General features: G+C 67.1%; 30 protein-coding genes. 10 read left to right on the top strand and 20 right to left on the bottom strand.

Translation table 11 applies throughout. The features are described from left to right. Positions 1-76: 76 nt before the first annotated feature. Positions 77-1084, bottom strand: a complete 1008-nt coding sequence (locus KTJ87_RS00240; RefSeq protein ID WP_267137058.1) for an ABC transporter substrate-binding protein — start codon at positions 1082-1084, stop codon at positions 77-79. Positions 1085-1298: 214 nt separating this feature from the next. Next, entirely contained in the window at positions 1299-3272 is a 1974-nt protein-coding gene (locus KTJ87_RS00235) for a bifunctional 2',3'-cyclic-nucleotide 2'-phosphodiesterase/3'-nucleotidase (RefSeq protein WP_267137057.1), read from the bottom strand. 212 nt (positions 3273-3484) lie between these two features. Between KTJ87_RS00235 and nudC the strand changes: the two genes are divergently transcribed. Beyond that, on the top strand, positions 3485-4450 hold the full coding sequence (gene nudC, locus KTJ87_RS00230; RefSeq protein WP_267137056.1) for an NAD(+) diphosphatase: 966 nt from the start codon (positions 3485-3487) through the stop codon (positions 4448-4450). Here nudC and trhA read toward each other — a convergent pair. Beyond that, positions 4447-5154, bottom strand: a complete 708-nt coding sequence (trhA, locus tag KTJ87_RS00225; RefSeq protein ID WP_267137055.1) for a PAQR family membrane homeostasis protein TrhA — start codon at positions 5152-5154, stop codon at positions 4447-4449. The two genes, nudC and trhA, sit on opposite strands and share 4 nt — an antisense overlap. Before the next feature lie 126 nt (positions 5155-5280). Between trhA and KTJ87_RS00220 the strand changes: the two genes are divergently transcribed. Next, positions 5281-5829 (top strand): NADPH-dependent FMN reductase, encoded by a 549-nt coding sequence (locus tag KTJ87_RS00220; RefSeq protein ID WP_267137054.1) that lies wholly within the window; start codon positions 5281-5283, stop codon positions 5827-5829. Here KTJ87_RS00220 and KTJ87_RS00215 read toward each other — a convergent pair. Then, complete coding sequence (locus KTJ87_RS00215; protein WP_267137053.1) at positions 5826-6563, bottom strand: TSUP family transporter; 738 nt, start codon at positions 6561-6563, stop codon at positions 5826-5828. The two genes, KTJ87_RS00220 and KTJ87_RS00215, sit on opposite strands and share 4 nt — an antisense overlap. After that, entirely contained in the window at positions 6556-6951 is a 396-nt protein-coding gene (locus KTJ87_RS00210; RefSeq protein WP_267137052.1) for a VOC family protein, read from the bottom strand. The genes KTJ87_RS00215 and KTJ87_RS00210 overlap by 8 nt, the downstream gene beginning before the upstream one ends. Positions 6952-7012: 61 nt before the next feature. Between KTJ87_RS00210 and KTJ87_RS00205 the strand changes: the two genes are divergently transcribed. Next, the gene (locus tag KTJ87_RS00205; RefSeq protein ID WP_267137901.1) at positions 7013-7822 is read left to right on the top strand and encodes an FAS1-like dehydratase domain-containing protein; all 810 of its coding nucleotides are present in this window, start codon (positions 7013-7015) and stop codon (positions 7820-7822) included. A gap of 3 nt (positions 7823-7825) precedes the next feature. Here the strand turns inward: KTJ87_RS00205 and KTJ87_RS00200 are convergent, their stop codons facing one another. The 6 genes from KTJ87_RS00200 to def (KTJ87_RS00175) are packed head-to-tail and all read right to left on the bottom strand — an operon-like array spanning position 7826 to position 10749. Beyond that, complete coding sequence (locus KTJ87_RS00200; protein ID WP_267137051.1) at positions 7826-8065, bottom strand: GlsB/YeaQ/YmgE family stress response membrane protein; 240 nt, start codon at positions 8063-8065, stop codon at positions 7826-7828. Between the two features lie 3 nt (positions 8066-8068). Next, positions 8069-8305, bottom strand: coding sequence for a hypothetical protein (locus KTJ87_RS00195; RefSeq protein ID WP_267137050.1), 237 nt, complete (start codon positions 8303-8305; stop codon positions 8069-8071). Then, on the bottom strand, positions 8305-9219 hold the full coding sequence (gene fmt / locus KTJ87_RS00190; RefSeq protein ID WP_267137049.1) for a methionyl-tRNA formyltransferase: 915 nt from the start codon (positions 9217-9219) through the stop codon (positions 8305-8307). Before fmt ends, KTJ87_RS00195 begins: the two co-directional genes overlap by 1 nt. Beyond that, positions 9216-9716, bottom strand: a complete 501-nt coding sequence (gene def, locus KTJ87_RS00185) for a peptide deformylase (RefSeq protein ID WP_267137048.1) — start codon at positions 9714-9716, stop codon at positions 9216-9218. The genes fmt and def (KTJ87_RS00185) overlap by 4 nt, the downstream gene beginning before the upstream one ends. Beyond that, positions 9713-10225 carry a peptide deformylase gene (def, locus tag KTJ87_RS00180; RefSeq protein WP_267137047.1) on the bottom strand — a complete coding sequence of 171 codons (513 nt, stop codon included), beginning with the start codon at positions 10223-10225 and terminating at the stop codon, positions 9713-9715. The genes def (KTJ87_RS00185) and def (KTJ87_RS00180) overlap by 4 nt, the downstream gene beginning before the upstream one ends. Beyond that, positions 10222-10749, bottom strand: coding sequence for a peptide deformylase (gene def / locus KTJ87_RS00175; RefSeq protein WP_267137900.1), 528 nt, complete (start codon positions 10747-10749; stop codon positions 10222-10224). Before def (KTJ87_RS00175) ends, def (KTJ87_RS00180) begins: the two co-directional genes overlap by 4 nt. Positions 10750-10846: 97 nt before the next feature. Between def (KTJ87_RS00175) and KTJ87_RS00170 the strand changes: the two genes are divergently transcribed. After that, positions 10847-12016 carry a MalY/PatB family protein gene (locus KTJ87_RS00170; RefSeq protein WP_267137046.1) on the top strand — a complete coding sequence of 390 codons (1170 nt, stop codon included), beginning with the start codon at positions 10847-10849 and terminating at the stop codon, positions 12014-12016. Between the two features lie 9 nt (positions 12017-12025). On the opposite strand, the gene KTJ87_RS00165 is transcribed toward KTJ87_RS00170, so the two are convergent. From KTJ87_RS00165 to KTJ87_RS00130, 8 genes are all read right to left on the bottom strand, one after another. Beyond that, a complete protein-coding gene (locus KTJ87_RS00165; RefSeq protein WP_267137045.1) occupies positions 12026-12376 on the bottom strand; it encodes a hypothetical protein in 351 nt (116 codons plus the stop codon). A gap of 92 nt (positions 12377-12468) precedes the next feature. Next, positions 12469-13239, bottom strand: coding sequence for a precorrin-4 C(11)-methyltransferase (gene cobM / locus KTJ87_RS00160; protein ID WP_267137044.1), 771 nt, complete (start codon positions 13237-13239; stop codon positions 12469-12471). A 79-nt stretch (positions 13240-13318) separates the two neighbouring features. Continuing rightward, the gene (gene cobJ, locus KTJ87_RS00155) at positions 13319-15148 is read right to left on the bottom strand and encodes a precorrin-3B C(17)-methyltransferase (RefSeq protein ID WP_267137043.1); all 1830 of its coding nucleotides are present in this window, start codon (positions 15146-15148) and stop codon (positions 13319-13321) included. After that, positions 15139-15840, bottom strand: coding sequence for a precorrin-2 C(20)-methyltransferase (gene cobI, locus KTJ87_RS00150; RefSeq protein WP_267137042.1), 702 nt, complete (start codon positions 15838-15840; stop codon positions 15139-15141). Before cobI ends, cobJ begins: the two co-directional genes overlap by 10 nt. Continuing rightward, complete coding sequence (gene cbiE, locus KTJ87_RS00145; protein ID WP_267137041.1) at positions 15837-17039, bottom strand: precorrin-6y C5,15-methyltransferase (decarboxylating) subunit CbiE; 1203 nt, start codon at positions 17037-17039, stop codon at positions 15837-15839. Before cbiE ends, cobI begins: the two co-directional genes overlap by 4 nt. A 27-nt stretch (positions 17040-17066) precedes the next feature. Then, positions 17067-17705, bottom strand: coding sequence for a precorrin-8X methylmutase (locus KTJ87_RS00140; protein WP_267137899.1), 639 nt, complete (start codon positions 17703-17705; stop codon positions 17067-17069). A gap of 8 nt (positions 17706-17713) precedes the next feature. Further along, entirely contained in the window at positions 17714-18910 is a 1197-nt protein-coding gene (locus KTJ87_RS00135) for a sirohydrochlorin chelatase (RefSeq protein ID WP_267137898.1), read from the bottom strand. 32 nt (positions 18911-18942) lie between these two features. Then, entirely contained in the window at positions 18943-19191 is a 249-nt protein-coding gene (locus tag KTJ87_RS00130) for a DUF6732 family protein (protein WP_267137040.1), read from the bottom strand. 293 nt (positions 19192-19484) lie between these two features. On the opposite strand from KTJ87_RS00130, the gene KTJ87_RS00125 reads away from it, so the two are divergent. Next, the gene (locus KTJ87_RS00125; protein ID WP_267137039.1) at positions 19485-20459 is read left to right on the top strand and encodes a glutathione S-transferase family protein; all 975 of its coding nucleotides are present in this window, start codon (positions 19485-19487) and stop codon (positions 20457-20459) included. Here the strand turns inward: KTJ87_RS00125 and KTJ87_RS00120 are convergent, their stop codons facing one another. Next, positions 20460-20825 (bottom strand): response regulator, encoded by a 366-nt coding sequence (locus KTJ87_RS00120; protein ID WP_267137038.1) that lies wholly within the window; start codon positions 20823-20825, stop codon positions 20460-20462. A 134-nt stretch (positions 20826-20959) separates the two neighbouring features. On the opposite strand from KTJ87_RS00120, the gene KTJ87_RS00115 reads away from it, so the two are divergent. From KTJ87_RS00115 to KTJ87_RS00095, 5 genes are all read left to right on the top strand, one after another. Next, positions 20960-21328: a DUF1636 domain-containing protein gene (locus tag KTJ87_RS00115; RefSeq protein ID WP_267137037.1), complete on the top strand. Its 369-nt coding sequence runs from the start codon at positions 20960-20962 to the stop codon at positions 21326-21328. Beyond that, positions 21325-22263: a threonine-phosphate decarboxylase gene (locus KTJ87_RS00110; RefSeq protein WP_267137036.1), complete on the top strand. Its 939-nt coding sequence runs from the start codon at positions 21325-21327 to the stop codon at positions 22261-22263. Before KTJ87_RS00115 ends, KTJ87_RS00110 begins: the two co-directional genes overlap by 4 nt. Beyond that, on the top strand, positions 22260-23168 hold the full coding sequence (gene cbiB, locus KTJ87_RS00105; RefSeq protein ID WP_267137035.1) for an adenosylcobinamide-phosphate synthase CbiB: 909 nt from the start codon (positions 22260-22262) through the stop codon (positions 23166-23168). The genes KTJ87_RS00110 and cbiB overlap by 4 nt, the downstream gene beginning before the upstream one ends. Before the next feature lie 57 nt (positions 23169-23225). Then, entirely contained in the window at positions 23226-24395 is a 1170-nt protein-coding gene (locus KTJ87_RS00100; protein WP_267137034.1) for a lytic murein transglycosylase, read from the top strand. 149 nt (positions 24396-24544) lie between these two features. Beyond that, the gene (locus KTJ87_RS00095; protein ID WP_267137033.1) at positions 24545-25615 is read left to right on the top strand and encodes a PRC-barrel domain-containing protein; all 1071 of its coding nucleotides are present in this window, start codon (positions 24545-24547) and stop codon (positions 25613-25615) included. Positions 25616-25641: the final 26 nt, after the last annotated feature.

Here is a 25641-nt window from a genome sequence, read left to right as displayed (position 1 = left end):
GGCACCGGTTTTCCGGCGCGCTTTATTGATGGGAATCGGGTGCGGCGCGCCGAAGACCCCGGCGCGCCGCGCTGGATTACTGAAGCATCCGCGCCTCTGCTGCGGGCAGGTAGGCGTCCGAGAACAGCGGCATCGCATCCGGGTCGGTCACGAACTCGTAGGTCTCGCCAATCTGGTCCATTGCCTTGGCCATGCGGTCCGCGTCGATGCCGCCAAGCCCGTTCGCCTTGACCCAGTCGGTCAGGACGTTCGCGTCGATGGACAGTTGCAGGCGGCGCTGCTCAAGCGCTGCATCGGCGGCGGGGTTACGCTCGATCAGCGACGCAATCGCGCCCTCGGGGTCCACAATGGCGTCCTTCCAGCCCGCAGCGATCGCGGTCAGGAAGCCGGTCACGACCTCGGGGTTCGCGGCTGCGAAGTCGGTGTTCACGATCACCGCGTTGCCGTAAAGCGCAAGGCCGTAGTCTGCCATCAGGATGGTCGAGATGTCGTCTTCCGGCACGCCAAGACGCACGAGGTTCAGGTAGGACGAGAACGAGAAGCCGGTGATCGCGGCGACGTTGCCTTCGGCGAGCATCGGTTCGCGCGTCGGAAAGCCGACCGGTTCCACGGTAATCGCGCCGACGTCAAGGTCGTTGGCGGTGGCAAAGGCCGGGAATTGCGCCCAGGCGCCATCGGGCGGCGGTGCGCCCAGCACCTTGCCTTCAAGGTCCTTCGGCACTTCGACACCCAGCGACTTGCGGCCGATCACGGCGAAGGGCGGCTTGTCGTAGATCATCATCACGGCGGTGACGGGCGCGCCGGGGTTCTGGTCGAGGAACTTCACGAGGCTGTTGATGTCGGCAAAGCCGAACGGAAAGGCGCCGGTAGCGACCTTCGGGATCGCATCGAGCGAGCCTGCGCCTTCGGCGATCTCCACCGTCAGGCCCTGATCGGCGAAATAGCCCTTGTCCACGGCCACGAAGTAGGGCGCGGCGGGGCCTTCGAATTTCCAGTCGAGTGCGAAGGGCGTTTCGGTCTGCGCGGCTGCGGCGGTGGCAAATGCCACGCCAAGGCCGAGACCGGCAATAATACGGTTGAACACGGAATCGTCTCCCCAAGGTTATGTCCGGCCGCAAATTGCGCGTCTGCGGCACCGGCAGGAAGCCGCATGCGTCCCTTGGTGCTGGCGTCGGCGGATGCGGCGCGATGTTGTGCCGGGGATTAGGCACGCCGCCTGTTTTTGAGGCAAGCGATAATTAAGACCGCGTGAAAAAGGGCACGGCGCGCTGCCGTGCCCGTCTTGTTCTCTGTGCCCGTCAGAGCGTGATACGATATAGCGAAAAGCCTTCCGGTGTTTCGCCCGCAGCCTCGATCTCGACGCCCTTGACGTCGCCGACATACTCGCGCGCCACCGGGCCGGTCTCGAACAGGACCGAGGTGCCGGGCATCGGCTTGAACGTCCAGTTGGCATCCGCCGACGGGTTGATCGTGCCCTGCTCGACGATGTAGCGCACGATCACGTCGCGGTTGGTGTCCGGACCCTCGAACACGATGGTGTCGCCCATGGCCCCCGGGAAACTGCCGCCGCCCGAGGCGCGGTAGTTGTTGGTCGCGACGATGAACTCCATGTCCGGCGTGACCGGCGCACCGTTGTAGGTGAGGCTCACGATGCGGTTCGCGTCCTCGTTCACCACCGCGCCGTCGCTGTCGAACTTCGACGGCTGCGACAGGTCGATCTGGTAGTCGACCCCGTCGATGACATCGAAGTTGTAGGACGGGAACGAGTCGTTCAGCAGCCTGGCATCCGTCGCGCCCGCCTCGACCTGATTGAACATGCCGGCAGAGCGTTCCAGCCAGTCCTTGAGCTGGGCACCGCTGACCTTCACCGCGCGCACCGTGTTGGGATAAAGGTAAAGGTCGGCGACGTTCTTGATCGCCACGTCACCTGCCGGAACATTGGTGTAATTCTCGGGGCCGCCGCGACCGCCCGCCTTGAACGGCGCCGCCGCCGAGAGGATGGGCAGACCTTCGTATTCGGTGCCCTGCATCATCTGGCCGATGTACCACATCTGGGCCAGCGACACGATCTGCACCGACGGATCATCGGCAACCAACGCGAAATAGCTGTGCAGCGGGGCCGAGGTCTTGCCGACCGCGCGGCGGATGTAGGCAAGCGTCGCGTCATGGTCGGCCTGAACGGCATCCAGAACCGCCTGCTCGCTCTCGACGGTGGGCGAGATGGACCGGTCCTCGTTCCGCTCGAAGATCGGGCGCGTTTCGACCCCGAAGTCCAGAACGCGCCATGCGTTGCCGTCGCGCTCCAGCATCAAGTCGATGACACCCAGATGCGAGCCCCAGAAGCCGCCCATCGTGGCGGGCTTGCCGTGGATCGTGCCCTTGTCCGCATCGACGGCGGCGAAATCCGCATATGTCGGCGAGGGGAAGACCAGATGCGAATGCCCGGTCAGCACCGCGTCGATGCCGTCGATGGCCGCGACGGGAACCGATGCGTTCTCCATCCCGTCCGAGCGGTCGGCCGAGCCGATGCCCGAATGCGACAGCGCGATGATTATGTCGGCGCCTTCTTCGCGCATCTGGGGCACGTAGGCTTCGGCGGTGGCGACGATGTCGCGCGCCTGCACGTTGCCCTCAAGATGCTTGCGATCCCAGTTCATGATCTGCGGCGGCACGAACCCGATCAGGCCGATACGGATCGGGTGGGTGTTGCCGTCGCCGTCCGTCACCTCGCGGTCGAGGATGACATAGGGCTTGACCAGCGTGACGTCCTTGGTCGGGTCGGCGCCCATCTCCTTGACCACGTTGGCCGAAACCACCGGAAACGCCGCGCCGTCGAGCGACTTCATCAGAAAATCGAGCCCGTAGTTGAATTCGTGATTGCCCAGCGTCGAGGCGTCGAAGCCCACCGTGTTCATCGCGGTGATGACGGGATGCATGTCGCCGTCCTTCATGCCCCGCTCGTAGGCGATGTAGTCGCCCATCGGGTTGCCCTGAAGGAAGTCGCCGTTGTCGAACAACACGGAATTGGTCGCCTCGGCGCGGATCGCCTCGATATGCGATGCAGTGCGGGCAAGACCGACGGTATCGACCGGGCGGTCGGAATAGTAGTCGTAGGGGAACACGTGCACATGCAGGTCCGTCGTCTCCATGATGCGGAGATGCGCCTGGTTGGTGGCAGCACGAACCGAATATGGATGCAGCGCGATTAGGGTGGCTCCTGCGGCGGTGCCGGACAGGAAGGTCCGGCGGGACAAGGTGGGCTTGTAGGTCATCTGTGCCTCGTGGATTGGATGTGGCGGGACGCTACACACTTGATACGACGCGCAGACGACAGCACTCAGTACAGCACAAGACACGCAAAACGTGTCTCAATTATCATTCATGCATTTTCAGCGTGTGCGCGAGCGAAAAGTGAACACGCCCCGTCAAGTGCGTTTGACATGCAACGCCGCAGCGACGATCACGAACCAAAGCGGAGGGGCGGATGCGTATTGCCGAGACAGTGACTTTCGGAGGCTCCGGGCTGGACCGCGCCGCCGAACTGCGCGGAGACCCGGAACAGATCGACGCTGCCCGGCGCGATCCCGGCACCCGCTGGCTGCCCGTATGGCGCGGCAAGCCGTTGATGCGGCAGGCAGACGAGGCGGCGGGCGGATGGATCGCTGCCGGTCATTCGCTGATCGCCGAGTCCGGTGGCCCCGAGGTGTTCCTTGGCCGCGACAGTGGCGCCCCGCGCTTTGCCGTGGATGTCTCGGCGTGGGAGCCAGAGGCGCTGCCGGACACGCTGGGTGCCTTCTTTGACCCCAGCGAACAGCGGCATCCCGATCTGCCGGACGACATGGCCTTTGCCGAGTTGCGCGGCGCGATGACTCGCCTCACCCCGCGTGAGGCCGAGTTGCTGGCGACGGCGCGCGCGACGCTGGGCTGGCACGCCACCCACCGCTTCTGCGCCCGCTGTGGCGGTGAAAGCGTCGCCGCCCAGGGCGGCTGGCAGCGCGATTGCCCGGCTTGCGGCGGGCATCATTTCCCGCGCACCGATCCGGTCGTCATCATGCTGATCACGCGCGGCAACAGCGTCCTGCTTGGCCGCTCGCCCGGTTGGCCCGACGGCATGTATTCGCTACTGGCCGGCTTCGTGGAACCGGGCGAGACGATCGAGGCCGCCGTGCGCCGCGAGGTGATGGAAGAGGCCGGGATCAAGGTTGGCGCCGTCTCTTACCTTGCCAGCCAGCCCTGGCCGTTCCCGTCCTCGCTGATGCTGGGCTGCGCGGGCGAGGCACTTTCGAGCGCCATCACCGTCGATCCTGTCGAACTTGAAGACGCGCTGTGGCTCAGCCGCGAAGAGGTCGCCGCCTGTCAGGCCGGGAACGACGACAGGATCAAACCGGCACGCAAGGGCGCGATCGCGCATTTCCTGCTGTCGAACTGGCTGGCCGACAAGCTTCGCTAAAGCGGCGCGATCAGGGATGGGGCAAGTGCGGCAAGTCGCGGCCCCTGCGCTACCTGCGCCAGAATCGCGGCATACAGCGTAAAGCTCGCCACCATGACAAAGCCGTGCCAGATCGCCCGATTGAAGCGCAGCCTGTCCCACAGGTAGAACGGCACCCCGAAGGTGTACAAAAGCCCGCCGGTAATCAGCAGCGCCCGTGCGGCGGGGGACAATTCGGCGATCAGGTCCTGACCGGCGACGACGCCGACCCAGCCCATCCCCAGATACAGCGCCAGCCCCACCCATTTCATCCGGTCCGGCGACAGGAACTTGAGCCCCGCACCGCCCACGGCAGTCGCCCAAAGCGCCGCCAGAAGCCCCGAACCCACACCCCCCGTCAGCGCGACAAGCGGCGTGTAAGTGGCCGCGATCTTGAAGTAGATCGCCGTGTGATCCAGCTTGCGCAGCGTCGGCTTCCAGCGCGCGGACCGCGACGCATTGTAAGCCGCCGAGGCGAGGATCATCAGGATAAGCGCCGCCGCATAGACCGACACGGCCACGATCGCCCGTGTCTCGCCATGCCAGAATACCGCGAACGCGATCAGCACGGGCGCGGCGACTATGGCCACGGCCAGCCCGATCAGGTGCACGACGGCGTCCGACACCGCTTCGGCACGGGACTGGTCCAATGGCAGGACAAGGGGGGGCGTGATCGGCTGTTTCATGGGGTTCTAGTTTAGCACCGAATTGCGGCGGCGACAGGACTGCCTGCATCACGATTTGCACTTGCCCTTGCGGGCGGCGGCGTTTGGCTTATCTGGCAACGCTCCGCAGGTGCAGGGGACAAATGGATGCCGAACCATACGCTTCTAGGAATATCGGGCGCGCTGCGCGCCGCGTCGACGAACACGATGCTGGTCCGCGAGGCGGCGCGGCTTTACGATCCGGCGCGCTTTGTCCTCGCCGATCTGAACCTGCCGCTTTTCAACCAGGACATCCAGGACGAACACGGCATTCCCGCCCCCGTGCAAACGCTGGCCGACCAGATCCGCGAGGCGGATGCCGTCGTGATCTCTGGCCCTGAATACAACAAGTCGATCACAGGTGTGCTCAAGAACGCGCTGGACTGGATCAGCCGCACCGAGGGCAACCCGTGGAAGGACAAGCCCGTCGCGATCGTCTCGGCCGCCGCCGGGCGCGCAGGGGGCGAGCGGACGCAATTCGCGCTGCGCCTGTGCATGGTGCCGTTCCGCCCGCGCATCCTTCAGGGTCCCGAGGTGATGATCGCCGCCTCCGGCAGCGCCTTCGACGAGAACGGGCGCCTGAAAGACGAGATGTCGGCGAAGTTCCTTGGGGTGTTGATGGATGCGCTGAAGGCAGAGGCCGAGCGCCCGGTCTAGAGCAGCTGCTTCACCACCAGGATCGTCGCTGCCGTCCCTGCGAAGGCAAGGGCGTAGGGACGTATGCTCTGGCGCGCCATGCGCCGTGACAGGGGCCGCGCCGCGCGCAAGCCGACAAGGGCAAAGGGCACCAGCGCGGCGGCAAAGGCCAGATGACGCACTCCGATCAGACCGGCCAGCCCCAGCGCGCCGATCGACACGACCATTCCGAAGGCAAAGAAGACGTTCTGCATGGCGGCGGACCGGCGCCGTTCCTCGTTCTGGTAAAGCAGCGCCATCGGCGGCGCGCCGACCCCGGTCAGGGTGCCCATCACCCCGGCCACGGCCCCGGCAGAGAACAGCGTCGCCCCCACGATTGGCACGCGCACCCCCAGCAAGGACAGCGCGATGCCCAGATAGACCCCGCCCGCGATGATGACGGCAAAAACCTCGGGCTGCGCCACGCTGGCCGCGATCCACGCGGCGATCCCGGCGCCGAGGATGCGCCCGGCAAACCCCGCCGGCAATTCGCGCCGCGCGATGGACGAGGTATCGACGACGGTCGAGCCCACGCCGACGACAAAGCCGATCAGGAGGATCGTCGCGGGCAGGAACGCGGGCGCCACAAGCGCCATCAGCGGGGCGGCCACCATGCCGAACCCCTGCCCCGCCAGCCGCTGCAGCATGGTGCCGCCGAACACCGCCAGCCCGCAGAACAGATAGGCGCCCCAGCCGAGCGCAAGCACGTCAGACACGCACGGACACCTCGATCAGGTTGCCGTCGGGGTCGCGCACATAGAGCGACAGGATCGGCCCGGCAGCGCCCGTGCGGCGCACCGGGCCGTCCTCGACGGGCACGTCATGGGCGGCGAAATGCGCCTGCCAGTCGTCCAGCGGTGTCTCCGTCAGAAAGCACAGATCGCCCGAGCCGGGCGTGGCCACCCGCGCCTTCGGCTCGAACTCGGCCCCGGCCTGATGCAGGTTGATCTTCTGCGAACCAAACACCAGCGCCACGCGGTCGCTGCCGTCCGAAGGGCGGAACCGCTCGGCGCGCATGCCAAGGACGGTCTCATAGAAGGCGACCGTACGGGCGATGTCGGCCACCGTCAGCACAAGGTGATCGAGCGAGGTGATCTGCGGCATCTTGTTCCCGGCGCTGGGATTTTCCATTCTGCCCCACGGCGGGGCAGAGGCGAGGATCACCATGCACGAGGCTGTCGGACGAACGCAATCGCGGACAGACGCGATTGACCCCGCGCGGGCGGCGGCGCTGCATGTCACGCTTGGGCAGGATGGACCTGCGCCGGGTGCTGGCGATGCCTTGCCGCCCTTCTACCACCAGATCTATTTCTGGGAGGCGCTGCCCGCCGACCGCCTTGGCCGCGACGGGCACCCGGCCACCGGGCAGGGCCTGATCCCCGACCTCGGCCTGCCCCAGCGCATGTGGGCCGGGGGGCGGCTGGCCTTCGATGGTCCTTTCCGCGCCGGGATCGAGGCGACCAAGACCACAACGGTAGAGGACGTGCAGATCAAGACCGGACGCTCGGGGCGGCTGGGGTTTGTCACCCTGCGGCACGAGATCGCTCAGGGCGGGGTGCCGTGCGTGACCGAGTGGCAGGATATCGTCTACCGCGAACCGCCCGAGACGCGGCAGGCGCGAACGGACCCGCCGCGCGCGCCGCAGGACGCAGAGGACAGCCAAGACGCCGCGTTCGATGTGACGCTCTTGTTCCGCTACTCGGCGCTGACGTTCAATGGGCACCGCATCCACTACGACGCCGACTATTGCCGCGACGTTGAAGGTTACGCGGGCCTCGTGGTGCATGGACCGCTTCTGGCGCAGCGGCTCATGCTGATGGCCGACCGGCGGCTCGGCGGCGTAAGACGATTCCGGTTTCGCGCCACATCGCCGCTGATCGCGGGCGAGACGGGGCGATTCTGCGCCGGGGCGGACGGGCGCTATTGGGTCTCTGGCGCGGATGGCCGGCAATGCATGGAGGCGTGGGCCGAATGACCCTCAGCGGCGCGGCCCGTATTTCTGCCACAACCAGATCAGCGCGATCGCGCCCAGGACCGCGCCGACGAACCCCGCCAGCGCGCCCATCACTGTAATCAGTGCGCGCAGAACGAAGCCGCCGACCAACGCGCCGAAAATGCCGATGGCGACTGTGGTGATGATGTCGGTGTGGACGTTCATCAGCCGCGTCGCCAGAAACCCGGCCCCCGCGCCGATGATGATGAGCAGAACGACGGACATGGCCTATCTCCGGTAATGGGTCGGCACGATGATGAGCGCGCCGATGGACGAAATGATCGCGTCGAGGCCGGGGCTGCCAAAGCTGATCCCGAACATGATCCGCACGAAATAGAACAGGAACGCCCCGCCGACGCAGATGATGATCGACGGGATATAACCGTTGTGCGTGAACGCCGACCGTTCCGAGGCATAGCCCACGATCCCGGCGATCACGACCGATCCGAATAGTGCCAGCAGCATCAGGCGTCTCCCACCTTGTCGCCCTGCGATACGGCCCAGCCGCGCAGGAATTCCTCTGCCCCCTGCGCGCCGCGCCCGGCGCGTTGCAGGCGGGTCAGCCGCACCGCACCGTCACCGCAGGCAATGGCAAGCCGGTCGTCCAGAACCGCGCCCGGCGCGCCGCTACCCTCGCAGACCACCGAATTGAGCAGCTTCACCCGCTCGCCGCCGATCATCGTCCAGGCGCCGGGAAACGGCGACAGCCCCCGGATCTGCCGGTCGGCGACGCGCGCGGGCTGTGTCCAGTCGACGCGCGCCTCGGCCTTGTCGATCTTCTGCGCGTAGGTCACGCCATCGTCGGGCTGGGGCACCGGGGTCAGCTCGTCCAGCCGCGCCAGCGCGTCGGTGATCGCGCCCACGCCCAGTTCGGACAGCCGGCCCTGCAGGCTTCCCGCCGTCTCGCCGGGCATGATGTCGATCTCTTCGCGCAAGAGCACCGGCCCGGTGTCGAGCCCCGCCTCCATCTGCATGATGCACACGCCGGTGGCCTCGTCCCCGGCCATGATCGCGCGCTGGATCGGCGCGGCCCCCCGCCAGCGCGGCAAGAGCGAGGCATGGATATTCAGGCAGCCCCGTTCGGGCGCGTCGAGGATCGCCTGCGGCAGGATCAGGCCATAGGCGACCACCACCGCGATATGCGCGCCAAGCGCGGCAAAGTCCTTTTGCGCCTCGGGCGACTTCAGCGACACGGGATGCCGCACCTCGATCCCCATCTCTTGCGCGCGGGCGTGGACGGGCGACGGGCGGTCCTTTTTTCCCCGCCCGGCGGGACGGGGCGGCTGGCTGTAGACACAAGCGATCACATGGCCCGCCCCATCCAGCGCCTCGAGCACCGGAACCGAGAAGTCGGGCGTTCCCATGAACACGATCCTCATGCGCGCACCGCCTTCTGCGCCTTTTTCAGCAGCATCTGCCGCCTCACTGGCGACAGGTGGTGGAAATAGAGCCGCCCGTTCAGGTGGTCGATCTGGTGCTGCACGCTGGTCGCCCAGATGTTCACGAAATCGCGGTCCTCGGTCTCGCCGTCCGCGTTCAGGAAGCGCACCGTCACCGCGCGCGGCCGCTTGATCACCGCAGAGACGCCAGGCAGGTTCGGGCTGGCCTCTTCATGGGCGCGCATCCGGTCAGAGGCGTGCAGGATCATCGGGTTGGCCATCCGCACCGCCTGCCCCCGCGTGTCCGACGCATCGACGACGGCCAGCCGCAGCATCACGCCGATCTGCGGCGCGGCAAGCCCGACGCCCGGCATTGCATCCATCGTGTCGATCATGTCGGCCCAGATCGCACGAATCTCGTCGGTGATCGCGTCCACCGGCGCGGCGGGGGTGCGCAGCCGCCTGTCCGGCCAGGGCAGGCAGGCCCGCGCCGTCACGCGCCCGGCCCGATCGCCGCCAGTGGTCCCTCGATCGCGGCGCGCGTCTGCGCATCAACGCGGTCGGGGATCATCACCCCCTCCAGATGGTCGAATTCATGCTGCGCGCAGATCGCTTCAAAGCCGGTCAGGCGGCGGGCGACGACGCTTCCGTCCAGCGTGCGCCAGCGCATCGTGACGGCGGCGGGCCGTTCGACCAGCACCGGCACACCCGGGATCGACAGGCAGCCTTCCTCGTTCGAGGCCATCTCGTCTTCGGGGTCGGACAGCACCGGGTCGATGACGACCAGAGGGTTCTTTTCGCCGGTGTCCTTCCACTGGCAATCCATCACGAACATGCGCAGGGACACGCCCACCTGCGGCGCTGCCAGACCGCGCCCGGGCGCATCATACATCGTATCGGCCATGTCCTGCGCCAGCGTCCGGATCTCGTCGGTGATCGTATCGACCGGCCTTGCGACCTCGCGCAGGCAGGGATCGCCCCACAGCCGGATTGGCAGCACGCTCATGCGCGCGTCCTCTCCAACTCGCGCTTCATCTTGACCATCTTGCGGGTGATCATCTGGCGGCGCAGCGGCTTGAGATAGTCGATGAACAGCTTGCCATCGAGATGGTCGATCTCGTGCTGCACGCAGGTCGCCCACAGCCCGCCGAACTCGTCCTCGCGCGCGGCGCCGGTCTCGTCCATCCACGCCACCCGCACGCGCGCGGCGCGCTCGACGTCGGCGAACTGGTCGGGGATCGACAGGCAACCTTCCTCGTAGACGTTGCGCTCGTCCGACGACCATGTGACCTGCGGATTGAACAGGACCATCGGCTTGGGGTCCAGTTCGGGGTTCTTTTCGCAGTCCATCACGATCAGCCGCACCAGACGGCCCACCTGCGGCGCAGCCAGCCCGATCCCGGGCGCGTCATACATCGTCGACAGCATGTCGCGTGCCAACAGCGCCAGGTCCGGCGTCACCTCGGACACAGGCTCGGCGGGCTTCTTGAGCCGCGGGTCGGGGTGAAGCAGGATGGGCAAAATCGACATGGCTCGGATGTAGGCGATGGCCACGCGCGGCGCAATTCCCTTGCGCCTGCTTCTTGGCCGGATAGCGTTGCCGGGCATCGCCTGAAAGGAGCCACCCATGACATTCGACGAGATCATCGACCGCCGCGGCACCCATTGCGCCAAGTGGGACATGATGGAGCCGATCTACGGGGTATCTCCCGACGACGGGCTTGCGATGTGGGTCGCCGACATGGATTTTCGCCCGCCGCAAGTTGTGACCGACGCGGTGCGGGCGGCAGCGGATCACGGGATCTTCGGCTATTTCGGCGACGACAGCGCCTATACCGCGTCGATCCGCTGGTGGCTCAAGGAACGCCACGGCTGGCAGGTGCAGAACGACTGGATCTTCTCGACCCATGGCCTCGTGAACGGCACCGCGATGTGCATCGACGCCTTCACCGACCCGGGCGACGGCGTCGTGCTGTTCACGCCAGTCTACCACGCCTTCCACAAGATCATCCGGGCCGCCGGGCGCAAGATTGTCGAATGCCCGCTGTCGCTGGAGGATGGCCGCTACACGATGGATTTCGACGCCTACGATTCCATGATGACCGGGTCCGAACGCATGGTGATCCTGTGCTCGCCTCACAATCCCGGCGGGCGCGTGTGGTCCAGGGCAGAGCTGGCGGCCGTCGCCGATTTCGCCAAGCGACATGACCTGATCCTGGTGTCCGACGAGATCCACCAGGACCTCGTGTTCCCCGGCCACACACACACGCCGATGGCGCTGATCGACGGCATCACCGACCGGCTGGTGATGATGTCGGCGACCACCAAGACCTTCAACATCGCCGCCGCGCATCTGGGCAATGTCATCATCGAGGACGAGGCGCTGCGAAAGCGTTTTGCGGACCGGATGAACGCGCTTGGCATCTCGGGGGGTGCGGTGTCGATCGCGATGGCGACCGCCGCCTATTCGCGCCAAGGCGCCGCCTGGGTCGACGCGCTGATGCACTATCTCGATGGCAACCGGCGGCTGTTCGACGAAGGCATGGCCTCGCTGCCCGGCGTGTCGTCGATGCCGCTTGAGGCGACGTATCTGTCCTGGGTCGATTTCTCGGGCACCGGGATGGATGCGGCCGAACTGACCCGGCGGGTGGAAAAGGGCGCGCGGATCGCCGTGAACCACGGGCAGACGTTCGGCACCGGGGGCGAAAGCTTTCTGCGGTTCAACATCGCCACGCCGCGTTCCCGCGTGATCGAGGCGGTCGAGCGGCTGCAAACGGCCTTTGCGGATCTTCAGTAGGCGGTCGCCTCAGCGCGGCAAAAGGGCGACCGGCGCATTTTCCCCCCGCTCGAAATCGAGCGGGGCGCTGTCGACGGCTTGCGTGTTGCGCTTGAATTCATAGTGCATCTCGTCGCCTTCTTCGAGAGAGGTGACGATCAGGCACTGATACAGGTGGCGCGGTCCGTCGTAGATATCGACAAGGCCGCGCAGCTTGGGCGCATCCTCTCGGTCGACGGCAAAGCCGGTATCCCACAGCTTGAGCACGCGGTATGATTCGTCCTCACCGATGCGGACCGACAGGCGGCTCGTCCGCCGCAGGTCACGCTTGCGCGCGGCATGAAGGCCCTCAAGAACCTCCTTGGGAAGAAAATCGGTCATGCCTGCGCCTCCGCTACTTGTTCGAAGGTTGGCCCGGCAAGGACGAAAATCAAGTTAATCATCAGGGGTTTTCATGCCGCAGCGCGGCAGAGTCACCGCCGGGCAACTTTCGGCCGCAGGACATGGGGATGCGCGGGGTCGTAAAGCGCGCTGTCAGGGAAGGTCTGTTCCTCTGCCAGCGCGGGCCCGACGAGGATCAGCGCCGTGCGCGTGATCTTTTCCGCGCGCACCTTGGCATGGATGTCCGACAGCGTGCCCCGGACGAACGCCTGGTCCGGCCAACCCACCCGGTAGGCCACGATCACCGGACAGTCGGCCCCGTAATGCGGCGTCAGCACACGCTCGATCTCGCGCAGGGCGCGGATGCCAAGGTGGATCGCCAGCGTCGCGCCGGTCCGGGCGAAATTCTCCAGCGTCTCCCCGGGGGGCATGCCCGTCGATTTCATCGACATCCGCGTCAGGACGATGGATTGCGCGACCTCGGGGATGGTCAGTTCCTGCCCCAGCGCGGCGGCGGCGGCGGCATAGGCGGGCACGCCGGGGATCACCTCATAGGGGATGCCGTCAGCCTTGAGCCTGCGGATCTGCTCGGCAATGGCGCCATAAAGCGACGGGTCGCCCGAATGCACCCGCGCGACATCCTGCCCGGCGGCATGGGCGGCGACAATCTCGGCATGGGTGTCGTCCAGCGTCATCGGCGCGGTGTCCATCACCTTCGCCCCTTCAGGCGCATGGGCGACGACCTCGGCGGGCACCAGCGACCCGGCATAGAGGCAGACCGGGCAGGTGCCGATCAGCCGCTGCGCCTTGAGCGTCAGAAGCTCTGGATCGCCCGGCCCTGCGCCGATGAAATAGACCGTCATGTGTATCTCTCCTTGCGGGACGGCGGGCGGGGCGATGTTGCCGAAGGCGACAAGCGGCGCCCGTCCGTCACGCCGTTCGTCACGCCCGCCCCTCCGACAGATCGCCGTCGATCTTGCGCGCATAGCCGCGCGGCGTGAACATGCGCGGCCCTGTCCCCGTCTGCGCCAGCCGCGACTGCGAGGAGCCGACAAGAACCACGGTCAGCATGTCCACCTCGTCGACCTGCAGATCTTCCAGCCGCCGGTAGCGCAGCTCTTCCTCCGGGCGTCCCAAGGAGGACGCCAGCAGAACCGGCGTCTCTGCCGGGCGGTGCCGCAGCAGGATGTCCCGCGCCTCGGCCAGCAGCGTCCGGCGCCGCAGCGACACCGGGTTGTAGAAGGCGATGACGAAATCCCCCTCGGCGGCAGCGCGCAGCCGCCGAAGGATATCCTCGCGCGGGGTCAGCAGGTCCGACAGCGAGATCGCGCAGAAATCATGCCCGAGCGGTGCCCCCGCCCGCGCCGCAGCCGCCTGCAGCGCCGAGATGCCCGGCGCGGTCACCACCTCGACCCGCCGCGCGGCATCGCTGACGCCTTCAGCCTGTGCCGGGCGGTCGAGCAATTCGAACACCAGCGCGCCCATCGCGTAGATGCCCGCATCGCCCGAACAGATCAGGGCGACGTTGCGCCCCTCGCCGGCGCGTTCCAGCGCATAGCGGCAGCGCGCCTCTTCCCCGCCGAGCGGGAAATCGCTGCGCGGCTTGCCCTGCGCCACGGCACCCAAGAGGTCGATGTAAAGCCCGTAACCGACCAGTTCGTCGGCGTCCGCGATCAGCCGCGACGCCTCTGGCGTGCGCCAGGCAGCTTGCCCCGGACCGATCCCCACCAGCGACAGCTTGCCGCGCGGGCGTCCTGCAAGCCGCGTCACCGGCGCGGGGCACAACGCCAGCGCCGCCGTCGCCATCGCGGTCTTGCGCTTGGGCACGGTCAACTTCGCATCCGCCCCGCCCAAGCCAAGCGCCGCGTTCTCGGCCACACCGTGGCTTCCGATCTCGGCAAAGACGACCTCCGACGGCTGCGCGCTGCGCGGCGTCTCTGCCTCCAGCTCTGCCGCCGTGAACAGGCGCAGCGGCAGGTTCCAGTCGCGTGCCAATGCCAGCACCGCAGGCTCGTCCGCCTTGAGATCGACAGTGCCGATGGCGGCCAGCGCACCGGGCGCGATCCCCGCCGACGCAAGCACGTCTTCGGCCAGGCGCTTCAACTCGTCCGGCGGGCAGTTCCGCGCGCAACCGACGCCCAACACCGCCTTGCGCGGATGAAACACCAGCGTTCCGTCGGGAATGTCGGCAACGGGCGACGCCGTGCAGCACAGGGTTGCCACGTCGCCGCGCGGCAGGTCCGCCAGCCAGTCCGCGGCGTCTGCGCATTCGCCCGTCACCCGCGCGCCGCCGCCCGACAACAGCGCCGCCATCACACCCTTGGCCGCCTCGGGGTTGGCCAGATGCCATCCCTCGGGCGGCTCGTCCAGCGCGACGCCCAGCGCGACGTCTCCCGCCGTCGTGACGGCTGCGGTGCCGCCCAGCGCCTCGGCGACCTGCCGCGCCAGCCGGTTCGCCCCCCGGTGCCCGCCCAGAAGCGGCACGACGACCGCGCCATCATCCGACACCGACAGCACCGGCGGCTCGGCCCGCTTGTCCGACAGAAGCGGCGCAACCGCCCGGATCAGGATGCCGCTGGCGCAGACCCCGATCACCGGGGTCCCGGCGGCGAACAGCGACCGCGCATGATCCAGCGCATCGGGAAACAACGCGTCCGCGACATCGACACGGCCCTCGCGGCCATGCACCGGCGCGCCGAGCGCCCGCGCGATGCGGTGGGCGGTCGCCTCTCCGGCGCGGTTGAGACACAGGATGACAGGGGTCAGAGCCAAGGGTCGGCTCCCTTCGTGATGAGGATCATTGAGAAATACGGCGCGTTGTCCGGCGCCTCGGCCAGCGGCATCGTCCTTTGCCCCGGCAGCGTCGCACGCTCGATATAGATGGCGTGCCGCGTCAGCCCCTCGGCGTCCAGCAGGGCGCGCAGCCGGGGCAGATGGCGCCCGACCTTGAGGATCGCCAGCGTCTGCGCCTCGGCCAGCCGCGCCCGCATCGCATCGTCGGGCAACGGGCCGGGCAGGATCGTCATCACCTCGTTGCGCGCGACCAGCGGACGGCCCGCAAGCGCGGCGCAAGCCGTCAGCGACGACACACCGGGCACGACGCGCACGTCATGGCTCCCCGACAGACGCGCATGCAGATACATGAACGAGCCGTAGAAGAACGGGTCGCCCTCGCACAGGCAGACGACATCCTCGCCCGCGTCGAGCGCGGCGGCAATCTCGGCCGCGCCGGTGTCATAGGCGGCTTGCGCGGGCCCGCGCGCGGTGGTCATCGGAATGTCCATGACGATCTCGCGCGCGGAGGCGTCGATCAGACCCGCAGCGATGGAGCGCGCAAGGCTGTCGCCGCCCGTTAGAGCCGGATAGGCGATCACCCGCGCCCCGGCGATCAGCCGCGCGGCCTTGACCGTCATCAGGTCCGGATCGCCCGGCCCGACGCCTACGCCCCACAGCGTGCCTGTCATCGTTTCACAAGGCTCCACTGGGTCACGGGCATGAACGCCCGCCAGCCTGTAAGCGAGCCGACCGGCTCGGCCCGCTGGGTCATCAGCTTGACAAGCTGCCCGCCGTGGCGCTGGTGCAGCGCGAACAGCACGGCTTCGGATTCAAGCGTCACGGCATTCGCCACCAGCCGCCCCAGCGGCTTGAGCGCGCCCCAAGCGGCGTCGAACACTTCCTCGGACAGCCCCCCGCCGACGAAGATCGCGTCGGGCGCAGGCAGACCGTTCAGCGCGGCGGGCGCCTCGCCCTCGATCAGTTCCAGCTTGGGCGCACCCAGCGCGAGCGCGTTGGCGGCAGCCATGGCACGGCGGTCGGCGCGCGGTTCAATCCCGATGGCGCGGGCGTAATGCGCCGCGCGCATCCATTCGACCGCCACCGATCCGCAGCCCGTCCCGATGTCCCACAAGAGCGCGCCGCGCATCGGCATCAGCTTGGCGACCGTGACCGCGCGGACCTCTTGCTTGGTCATCGTGCCGTCATGGGTGAACAGATCATCCGACAGCCCCGGCACGCGCGGCATCAGCGCCGCGTCGGGCGCCGCCACGCAATCCACCGCCAGCGTGTTGAACGCGGGCACGTCGTGCGACCAGCTTTCCGCGATCCCGTCGAACCGCGCCTCGGCCTCGCCGCCCATCGCGGCCAGCACCGTCATCGGCGACTTGCCAAAGCCGCGCTCGGTCAGGAAACGCGCGATCTGGCCCGGCGTCTCTTCACCGGTGGTCAGGATCAGAAGCCGCTGGTCAGGCTGGATGAAGGCGATCATCTGCTCGACGGGGCGGCCATGCACCGTCAGCGTCTCGACGTCCGCAAGGCTCCAGCCCATGCGGGCGGCGGCCAGCTGGAAGGCGGACAACTGCGGGTGAAACACGATCTCGGACGGCGGCAGCGCGCGCCCGATCCGCGCACCGACCGAGAACCACAGGGGATCTCCGGTGGCCAGCACCACGACACGGCGGCCCTTGAGGGATTTCAGCGTTTCGATAAGCGCGTCGAACGGATGCGGCCAGGCCAGCCGCTCCGCCGTGACATCCGCCGACAGCCCGTGGTGGCGATCGCCGCCTATCAGAACTTCGGCCGCCTCGACGATGGCGCGGGTGGCAGGGTTCAGCCCATCCATGCCGTCTTCGCCGATGCCGACGATATGCAGCCAGGCCTCAGACATCCGCGATCTCCAGATTGGTCAGGACACTCATGCACCCTCCTCTGGCAGTCCAGCCGCCAGTGCGTTCACCGCCGCCGAGGCCATCGCCGACCCGCCGCGCCGCCCGCGCAGGGCGACGAAGTCGCAGCCGCGCGGGTTCAGCGCAAGTTCCGCCTTGGATTCCGCCGCCCCGACAAAGCCGACCGGAAAGCCGAGGATCACGGCAGGCTTCGGCCAGCCCTGATCCAGCCGGTCCAGAAGGTGAAACAGGGCGGTCGGCGCATTGCCGATGGCGACCACGGCGCCGCCCAGACGGTCCCGCCACAGATCGACCGCGGCGGCAGAGCGTGTCGTTTCAAGATCCTTCGCCATACCCGCGACGCGCGGGTCGTTCAGCGTCACGATCACCTCGTTCTGCGCAGGCAGCCGGGCGCGGATGATCCCGGCGCCGACCATCTCGGCGTCGCACAGGATCGGCGCGCCTCCTGCCAGCGCCGCTTGTCCGGCGGCAAAGGCGTCTTTCGAGAACGCCAGCCTGTCCGCAACATCGACCATGCCGCACGCGTGGATCACCCGAATGGCCAAGAGGTCGAGCCCGGCCGGAAACCGGTCCAGCCGCGCCTCGTCGCGCACGGTGCGAAAGCTTTGCGCGTAGATCGCGGCGGGGTCACGCTCATAGGGGCGCATCACCGGGTCTAGGCCTTGGCCTTGCGCACGCTTTCCGGGCCAAGCGGATGCGCGGCATGGGGATAGCTGGCGTGGTGATGGTGGTGATGATCGTCGTGGTCGTGATCGTGGTGATGATGATGGTGGTGCGTCTCCTGCGCGGTCAGTCGGCACATCCCCGTGCAAAAGCTGTCGCAAAGCGCGCAATGGGCGACGTTCGATCCCGGCGCGGACGCCCCCTGCCCCTCGACATGGTGGTGATGGCTTTCCTGCACCGCGCCGACCTCGGCCTCGAACCCCAGAACCTGCGTGCGGTACTTGCAAAGCACGCAAGTCGGCGGCGGCATGTCGGCAAAGGCGGGGTGGCGGCGATCCTCGGCCCGGATATGGCGATGCTCGCCATTGGCCAGCGCCAGCACCTGCTCGCGGTAGGCGCAGACACCGCAATTGGGGATGGCGGCGTTGCCCGCGATTTCCAGCACACGCTCGGCGAAGGTTTCCAGCACCTTGGGATGATCGTTCAGATAACCGGCCTTGACGAACTGGATGCCGGGGTTCTCTGCCGCCACGCGGTCGGTGAAGCCGTAAATGCGGTCGATCAGGATGCCGGTGAACAGGAAATACGGGAACACGATCACCCGCTTGTAGCCCAGCCGCGCGACATGTTGCAGGCACGGCTCGACCAGCGGAAAGGTGACGCCGGAATACCCGACCGAGCACCAGCCGAACCCCATGCCTTCCCACAGCATCCGGGCGATCTTGGCTACGTTGGCGTTGGCATCGGGGTCGGACGCGCCGCGTCCGATCACCACAAGGCAGGTGTCGTGCAAGGGCAGCTCGCCCAGGTCGGCGTTGGCGCGATCCACGGCCTCTTGCACACGCGCCCCAGCGGCGGCGATCATCTTGGGGTCGACGCCAAGCTCGCGCCCATAGCGGACCTCGACGTCATGCGCCGCAGCATAGGTGTTCAGCACCGTGGGAATGTCGTTCTTGGCGTGCATCGCGGCGAACAGCATACCGGGCACGGCAAGGATGCGCTCGCACCCCTTGTCCCGCAGGCGGTCCAGCCCGTCGCGGATCACCGGATTGGCGAATTCAAGATAGCCGTAGTCGGTTTCCCAATCGTCAGGAAGGAACGCGGGCAGCTTTTCAGCGAGTACCTTGAACTCGTCGACAGCGGCCTGGCTGCGCGAGCCGTGGCCGCAGATCATCACGCCCGTCTTCATGCCCGTCTTCATGCCAGTCTTGATACCAGTCTTCATGCGTGGGCATCCTCGGGCGCGGTGTCGTCCTCGGCCTCGGCGTCCGCATCCTCGGCGTCACTCTTCGCGTCTGCACTTCTGCTGCCACGCCGGATCGCGGCGGCAAGGGCGATGGCCGCCGCTGCGGCGATGGCAGCGCCTGCCAGCCAGTGATTGTGCCCGGCGGCCTCGACCAGGTGCCCGGGATGGGCGGTCGCGGCGACGGGGGCAAGAATGGTCGCTGTCGTGGCAAGGATGGCTTTCACCGCAGGTCTCCCTAGTCTCGGTCACGCAAAGGCGGGCCGTGAGGTGCGGCGGGGGTCCGACGATGCCAAAGCGTGCCCCCGGTCTGGGTCGGCGCGGCTTTGGCCACCTCTCCGGCCCCGGTCCGGGGCGTCGTCTGCCCCCGGTATAGGGATGCCCCCCCTTGCCCGCAAACGGATTCGCGACGCTTTGCGGTGCATGTGCGGTGGCGCAGGGCGGATGCGCCGCCGCACTCCTTTTCACGGGGACGGCGCAGGCCTACCTCCTGCGACAACATGGCATCGGAGGGTTGAACATGGGCGAACTTGTCAACGGCGACTGGAAGCCGACCGGACTGGAGACATACCAGAAGGACGGGCGCTTTGTTCGCTCGACCACAAAGTTCCGCAACTGGATCACCGCAGACGGGTCCGCCGGACCGTCCGGCGAAGGCGGGTTCAAGGCGGAAAGCGGGCGCTATCATATCTATGTGTCCTACGCCTGCCCCTGGGCGCACCGCGCGCTGATCTTTCGCGCGCTGAAGGGCCTGACGGATCATATCGGCGTGTCGGTCGTGCATCCCTACATGCTGGACGACGGCTGGACCTTCGAGACGGATTTCGACGGCGCGACAGGGGACAAGCTGCATGGCCTGCCGTTCATGCGCGACATCTACACCAAGGCCGATCCCGACATCTCGGGCCGCGTCACGGTGCCGGTCCTGTGGGACACCGAGCGCGAAACGATCGTGTCGAACGAATCCGCCGAGATCATCCGGATGCTGAACTCCGCCTTCGACGGGATCACTGGCAATACTGACGACTACTGGCCGCAAGAGTTGCGCGACGCCATCGAACCGGTGAACGCCCGCATCTACGACACCGTGAACAATGGCGTCTACAAGTCCGGCTTCGCCCGCGCGCAAGCTGGATACGACGAGGCGGTCGGGCCGCTGTTCGACAGCCTTGACTGGATCGAGGGCATCCTGTCCGAAAACCGCTACCTGATGGGCGATCGCATCACCGAGGCCGACTGGCGACTGTTCACGACGCTGATCCGCTTCGACAAGGTCTATCACACCCATTTCAAGTGCAACAAACACCGGATCACAGACTATCCGAACCTCTGGGGCTATACGAAAGAGCTGTTCCAATGGCCCGGCGTGCGCGAGACGGTGCATTTCGACCATATCGTCCAGCACTATTATTACAGCCATGACAGCATCAATCCGCACCGGATCGTGCCGATCACGGCGGCGCTGGATCTGGACGCCTCGCACGGGCGGGGCTGATCAGGACACCGCCGCGCAGCAATGACTGACAACGGCGGCCAGATCCTCGGGCGGCGTGTCGGAATGCAGGAACGCGCTGGCGTTCGGGATCAGCGAAAAGATCGACCCGTCGGAAAAGAACCTGCGGCGCGTGACCACCACGATGCGCGCTGCAGGCCAGCGATAGCGCGCCATGTCGGCGACGGCGATGGCGCTGCCGGACCCAAGCTCGAGGTCGACCAGAAGCCCGTCGACCGGCCCGAGCGCCAATCTGTCGATGGCGGCCTCAGCCGTCAGCGCGATCTCGACCTCCGCGCCGCCCCGGATCAGGTGGCCCGCCCACAGCGCGGCAAGCGCCGCGTCAGTTTCGACGATCAGGACAGTCATCGCACACCACAAGCGCCAGTTCTTGGCGCACCCCGCCTCAGGTGATCGGTCACAGGTCCTAACAAAGCGTTAACGGAATCGCGGGGCAGCAAGATGACTTGTGGACAAGCCGCGAATCCGTTTGAAGGCAGGGCATGAGCACCTGGATCACGATCTGCGACACCTGCAAGCGCGAAGGCTGGGACGCCGCCGCGCAACCGCATACCGATGGCGAGGCGCTGGCCGCCCTGGTCGAGGCGCAGGCCAGCGGCACGCCCCTGCGCACGCGGCGGGTGTCCTGCACGATGGGCTGCACGCATGGTTGCAACGTCACCGTGCAGGCGCGGGACAAGCTTTGCTACACGCTCGGCCGGTTCGAGCCTGCCGAGGACGCGGCGGCGGCCATCGTCGGCTATGCGCTGCTGCATGCCGAAAGCGAGACCGGGCAGGTGCCCTATCGCCAGTGGCCCGAAGGCGTCAAAGGTCATTTCATCACCCGGCACCAGCCCCTTCCCGAAGAATGAGCGCGCCGCGCGATCATGGCGGCGGCCTTGACGCCGCCATCGCGCGATGGGGCGGGACGCGCGGGGACTGGATCGACCTGTCGACAGGGATCAACCCGGTGCCCTATCCGGTGGGCGACATCCCGGTGCGGTCCTGGACGGCGCTGCCTGACAGCGGCGCGCAAGCGGCACTGGTCGCCGCCGCCCGCAGCCTGTGGAACGTGCCGCCAGAGGCTTCGGTTCTGGCCGTGCCCGGCGCGTCGGCTGCCATTGCGCGACTACCGGCGCTGGTGCCTGTGGGAGGCGTCGACATTCCCGGCCCGACCTACAACGAGCACGGCGCTGCCTTCCGCGCAGCGGGTTGGGGTGCGGGCAACGACGCGCGCGTGGTCGTGCATCCCAACAATCCCGATGGGCGGCTCTGGACAGCCTCTGAAGCAACGGCAGGCGATCCGCGCCTTCTGATCATCGACGAGAGCTTTTGCGACGTGATGCCGGAACAGAGCCTGATCGCCCTCGCGGCGCGGCCCGGCACCGTAATCCTCAAGAGCTTCGGCAAGTTCTGGGGGCTGGCGGGCCTGCGACTTGGCTTTGCCATCGGTGATCCGGCGCTGATCGGCAGGCTGGCCGAGGCGCTGGGCCCCTGGCCCGTCTCCGGCCCGGCGCTGGAGATCGGGCAAAGGGCACTGGCTGACGACATCTGGGCGACCGAGGCGCGCGCGCGTCTGACCACCGACGCGCAACGGCTTGATGCGCTGATGCGCGGCGCGGGGGCGGATTGCCTTGGAGGAACGCCGTTGTTCCGGCTCTACAAGGTGCCAAACGCCGAGGCCTGGCAGGACAGGCTGGCGCGCGCGCGGGTCTGGTCGCGCGTCTTTCCCTATTCCGGCACATGGCTGCGGCTGGGTCTGCCCGCGCCGTCCGACTGGGCGCGCCTGGAGGCGGCGCTGGCATGAGCATGGCGCTGGTCCTTGCCCTTGTCCTTGATGCCATAGCGGGCGAACCCCGCTGGCTGTGGTCACGCGTGCCGCATCCTGCCGTCGTGATGGGCCGCGCCGTGGGCTGGTGCGACAGGGTACTGAACACCGGCAGCGCGCGCCGCGCCAAGGGCATCGGGGCCGTCGTGCTGCTGGTGCTGGCCGCCGCGCTGACCGGCGCGATCATCGCCAGCCTGCCGCTCGGCTGGCTGTGGCAGACGCTGGCCGCCGCGATCCTGCTGGCGCAGCGGAGCCTCGTCGATCACGTCCGCGCCGTTGTCGATGCCCTGAGGATGTCCACCACCGAGGGGCGGCAGGCCGTTGCCATGATCGTGGGCCGCGATACCGCGGACATGGACGATCCCGCCATCGCCCGCGCCGCCATCGAAAGCGCCGCCGAGAACCTGTCGGATGGTGTTGTCGCCCCTGCGTTCTGGTTCCTGATCGGCGGGCTGCCCGCGATGCTGGTCTACAAGGTGGTGAACACCGCCGACAGCATGATCGGCTACCGCACCCCACGGCACGAGGCGTTTGGCTGGGCGGCGGCGCGGCTGGACGATGTTCTGAACCTTGTGCCCGCGCGGATGACGGCGGCGCTGATCCTGCTGACCCACCCAGGACGCGGCGGCTGGGCAATCACCCGCCGCGATGCACCGCTGCACCGCTCTCCCAATGCGGGCTGGCCCGAGGCGGCGATGGCCGCCGCGCTGGGCGTTGCGCTGTCGGGGCCGCGCAGCTATCACGGGCAGACCCGCGATTATCCCTGGGTCAATGCGGGTGGCCGCCGCGATTCCGGCGCGGACGACATCGAAAAGGCGATCGGTGCGATGTGGCGGGCCTGGGCGCTGCTTCTGGCGGGGGCCGCAATCATCGCGGTTGTCTGACGGGGCGGGGCTGCTACAGTCGCGCCGACCCCGGTTTTTACCCCTTGAGGCCCCCATATGCGTTTGTCCATTGCCGCCCTCTGTCTTGCCCTGTCCGCCACGACCGCCACCGCGCAAAGCTGCGGCGGATCGTTCGGCGATTTCGTCCAGCGGCTCAAGGCCGAGGCCCTGTCGCGCGGCTATGAGCGTCCCGTCGTGGACCAGTTCTTCGCCTCTGCCAGCTATTCGCAGGCGGTCATCAACGCCGACCGCGCGCAGGGCATCTTTCGGATGGAGTTCGTCGACTTCACCCAGCGCCTGATTTCACAGAACCGGCTGGACGGAGGGCGCGCGAATGCCCAGCGCTATTCCGGCGTCTTCGACCAGATCAATGCCCGCTGGGGCATCCCAAGGGGCATGCTTCTGTCGTTCTGGGCGTTCGAGACAGATTACGGCGGCTTCCAGGGCGATTTCAACACGCGCGATGCGCTCATCACGTTGGCGCATGATTGCCGCCGCCCAGAGCTGTTCCTGCCGCAGGTCTATTCCGCGCTGGAACTGTTCAAGCGCGGCGATTTCTCGACCCAGACCACCGGGGCCTGGGCGGGCGAGATCGGCCAGGTCCAGATGCTGCCCGGTGACATCCTGAACCACGGCATCGACGGTGACGGCGACGGGCATGTGCGGCTGAAAGAGTCAGCGCCCGACGCGCTGATGTCGGGAGCGAACCTTCTGGCCAGCTTCGGCTGGGCGCCGAACCAGCCGTGGCTGCAGGAGGTAGCGGTGCCCGACAACCTCGACTGGTCACAGACCGGCCTGCGCACCAAGAAGACACCGCAAGACTGGGCGGCGATGGGCGTTCAGCCCCGGTCGGGCCAGTTCGAAGCGAACGGTCTGCCGTCGTCGATCCTCTTGCCGCAGGGGCGCAAGGGCCCGGCGTTCATCGCCTATCCTAACTACGAGACCCTGTTCGAGTGGAACCAAAGCTTTGTCTACGTCACGACGGCCGCATATTTCGCCACCCGCCTGATGGGGGCGCCGCCCTACAATCCGGGCAATCCCGATCCGGTGCTGTCGCTTGAAGACATGAAGGCGCTACAGCGCAAGCTGGCCGCGATGGGCTATGACGTGGGCGACATCGACGGCATTCTTGGCGCCGGAACCCGCGCTGCGGTGCAGGCCGTGCAGGTCCAGCTTGGCCTGCCCGCGGATGCCTGGCCGACACGAGAGCTGCTGAACCGTCTCTGATCCGCCGACTGCATTCCGCAAAGTCAACCGGCGATTCATCGCCGGTCGATCAAATTTGCGGGAACGCTGAGGCGCCGAATCCGTTGGGGATGCGAAGGGTCGGCAAGACCCGGAAAATTAGCACATACACATCCCCTGGAGGAGAGATCATGAAACGGATTCTCACCACGACCGCGCTTGCCCTGACGATGGGTTCCACAGCTTTCGCCGCATCGCACACGTCAGGCGAGGGCGACACGGACACGAACATGACGTCGCAGGCCAACAGCCCGTTCATAGCAGCGGACGGCAACATGCAGGCCGAACTGCGGGCGTCCGACATCACCGGCATGCGCGTCTACACCAGCAATCAGCCGGTCGAAAACCAGCAGATGAACAACGCCAGCGAAGACTGGAACGACGTCGGTGAAGTCAACGACGTGCTTCTGGCGCGCGATGGCAGCATCGAGGCCATTCTTCTGGACATCGGCGGCTTCCTTGGCATCGGCGAAAAGCAGATTGCGGTTCGCATGAGCGAGTTGAACTTCGTCACCGACGGCGACACCGACGGCGATTTCTTCGTCGTGTTCGCAGCCGACCAGGCCGCGCTTGAAAACGCGCCGGAATACGACGCGTCCAATCTCTACGGCTGGCTCGAAGAAGAGACGAACGCCAACGAGCAGGCCATGAACGAGAACATGCAAGGCAACGATGGCCAGACCGGTGACATGGCCGCGTCCGGTGGCATGGACGGTTCGGGCGACATGTCCGGCCAGACCGAGGGCGAGAATGCCGACATGGCGGCCTCGGGCGACATGGCCAACCAGACCGAGGGCGAGAACGCCGACATGGCAGCCTCGGGCGACATGGCCAACCAGGCCGAGGGCGAGAACGCCGACATGGCGGCCTCGGATGGCACCGCAGAGAACACCGAAGGCGGCATGAACCGCGGCTTTCAGGCCGCCGATCTCAATGCGCTGACGGCCGAAGACCTGACCGGCACTCCGGCGTTCGGCACCAACGGCGAGCGCGTCGGCGAAGTGGCCGAACTGCTGATCGACCAGGAAGAGATCACCGACGTCGTGATCAACTTCGGTGGCTTCCTCGGCATCGGCGAAAAGGCCGTGCGCCTGCCGATCGATGACGTGAACATCGAACGCAGCACCAACGATCAAAGCCTGCGCGTCACCGTGGACGTGAGCGAGCAAGAGATCGAGCAGATGCAGGAATACGAAGGCTAAGCCTTTTCACGCATCTTGCGACTACG

It is taken from the genome of Anianabacter salinae (assembly GCF_019061145.1).
In the GTDB taxonomy this organism is placed as follows: Bacteria; Pseudomonadota; Alphaproteobacteria; order Rhodobacterales; family Rhodobacteraceae; genus Anianibacter; species Anianibacter salinarum.
The sequence above is the reverse complement of the archived record's forward strand: the minus strand, read 5'-3'. Positions and strand labels throughout refer to the sequence as shown.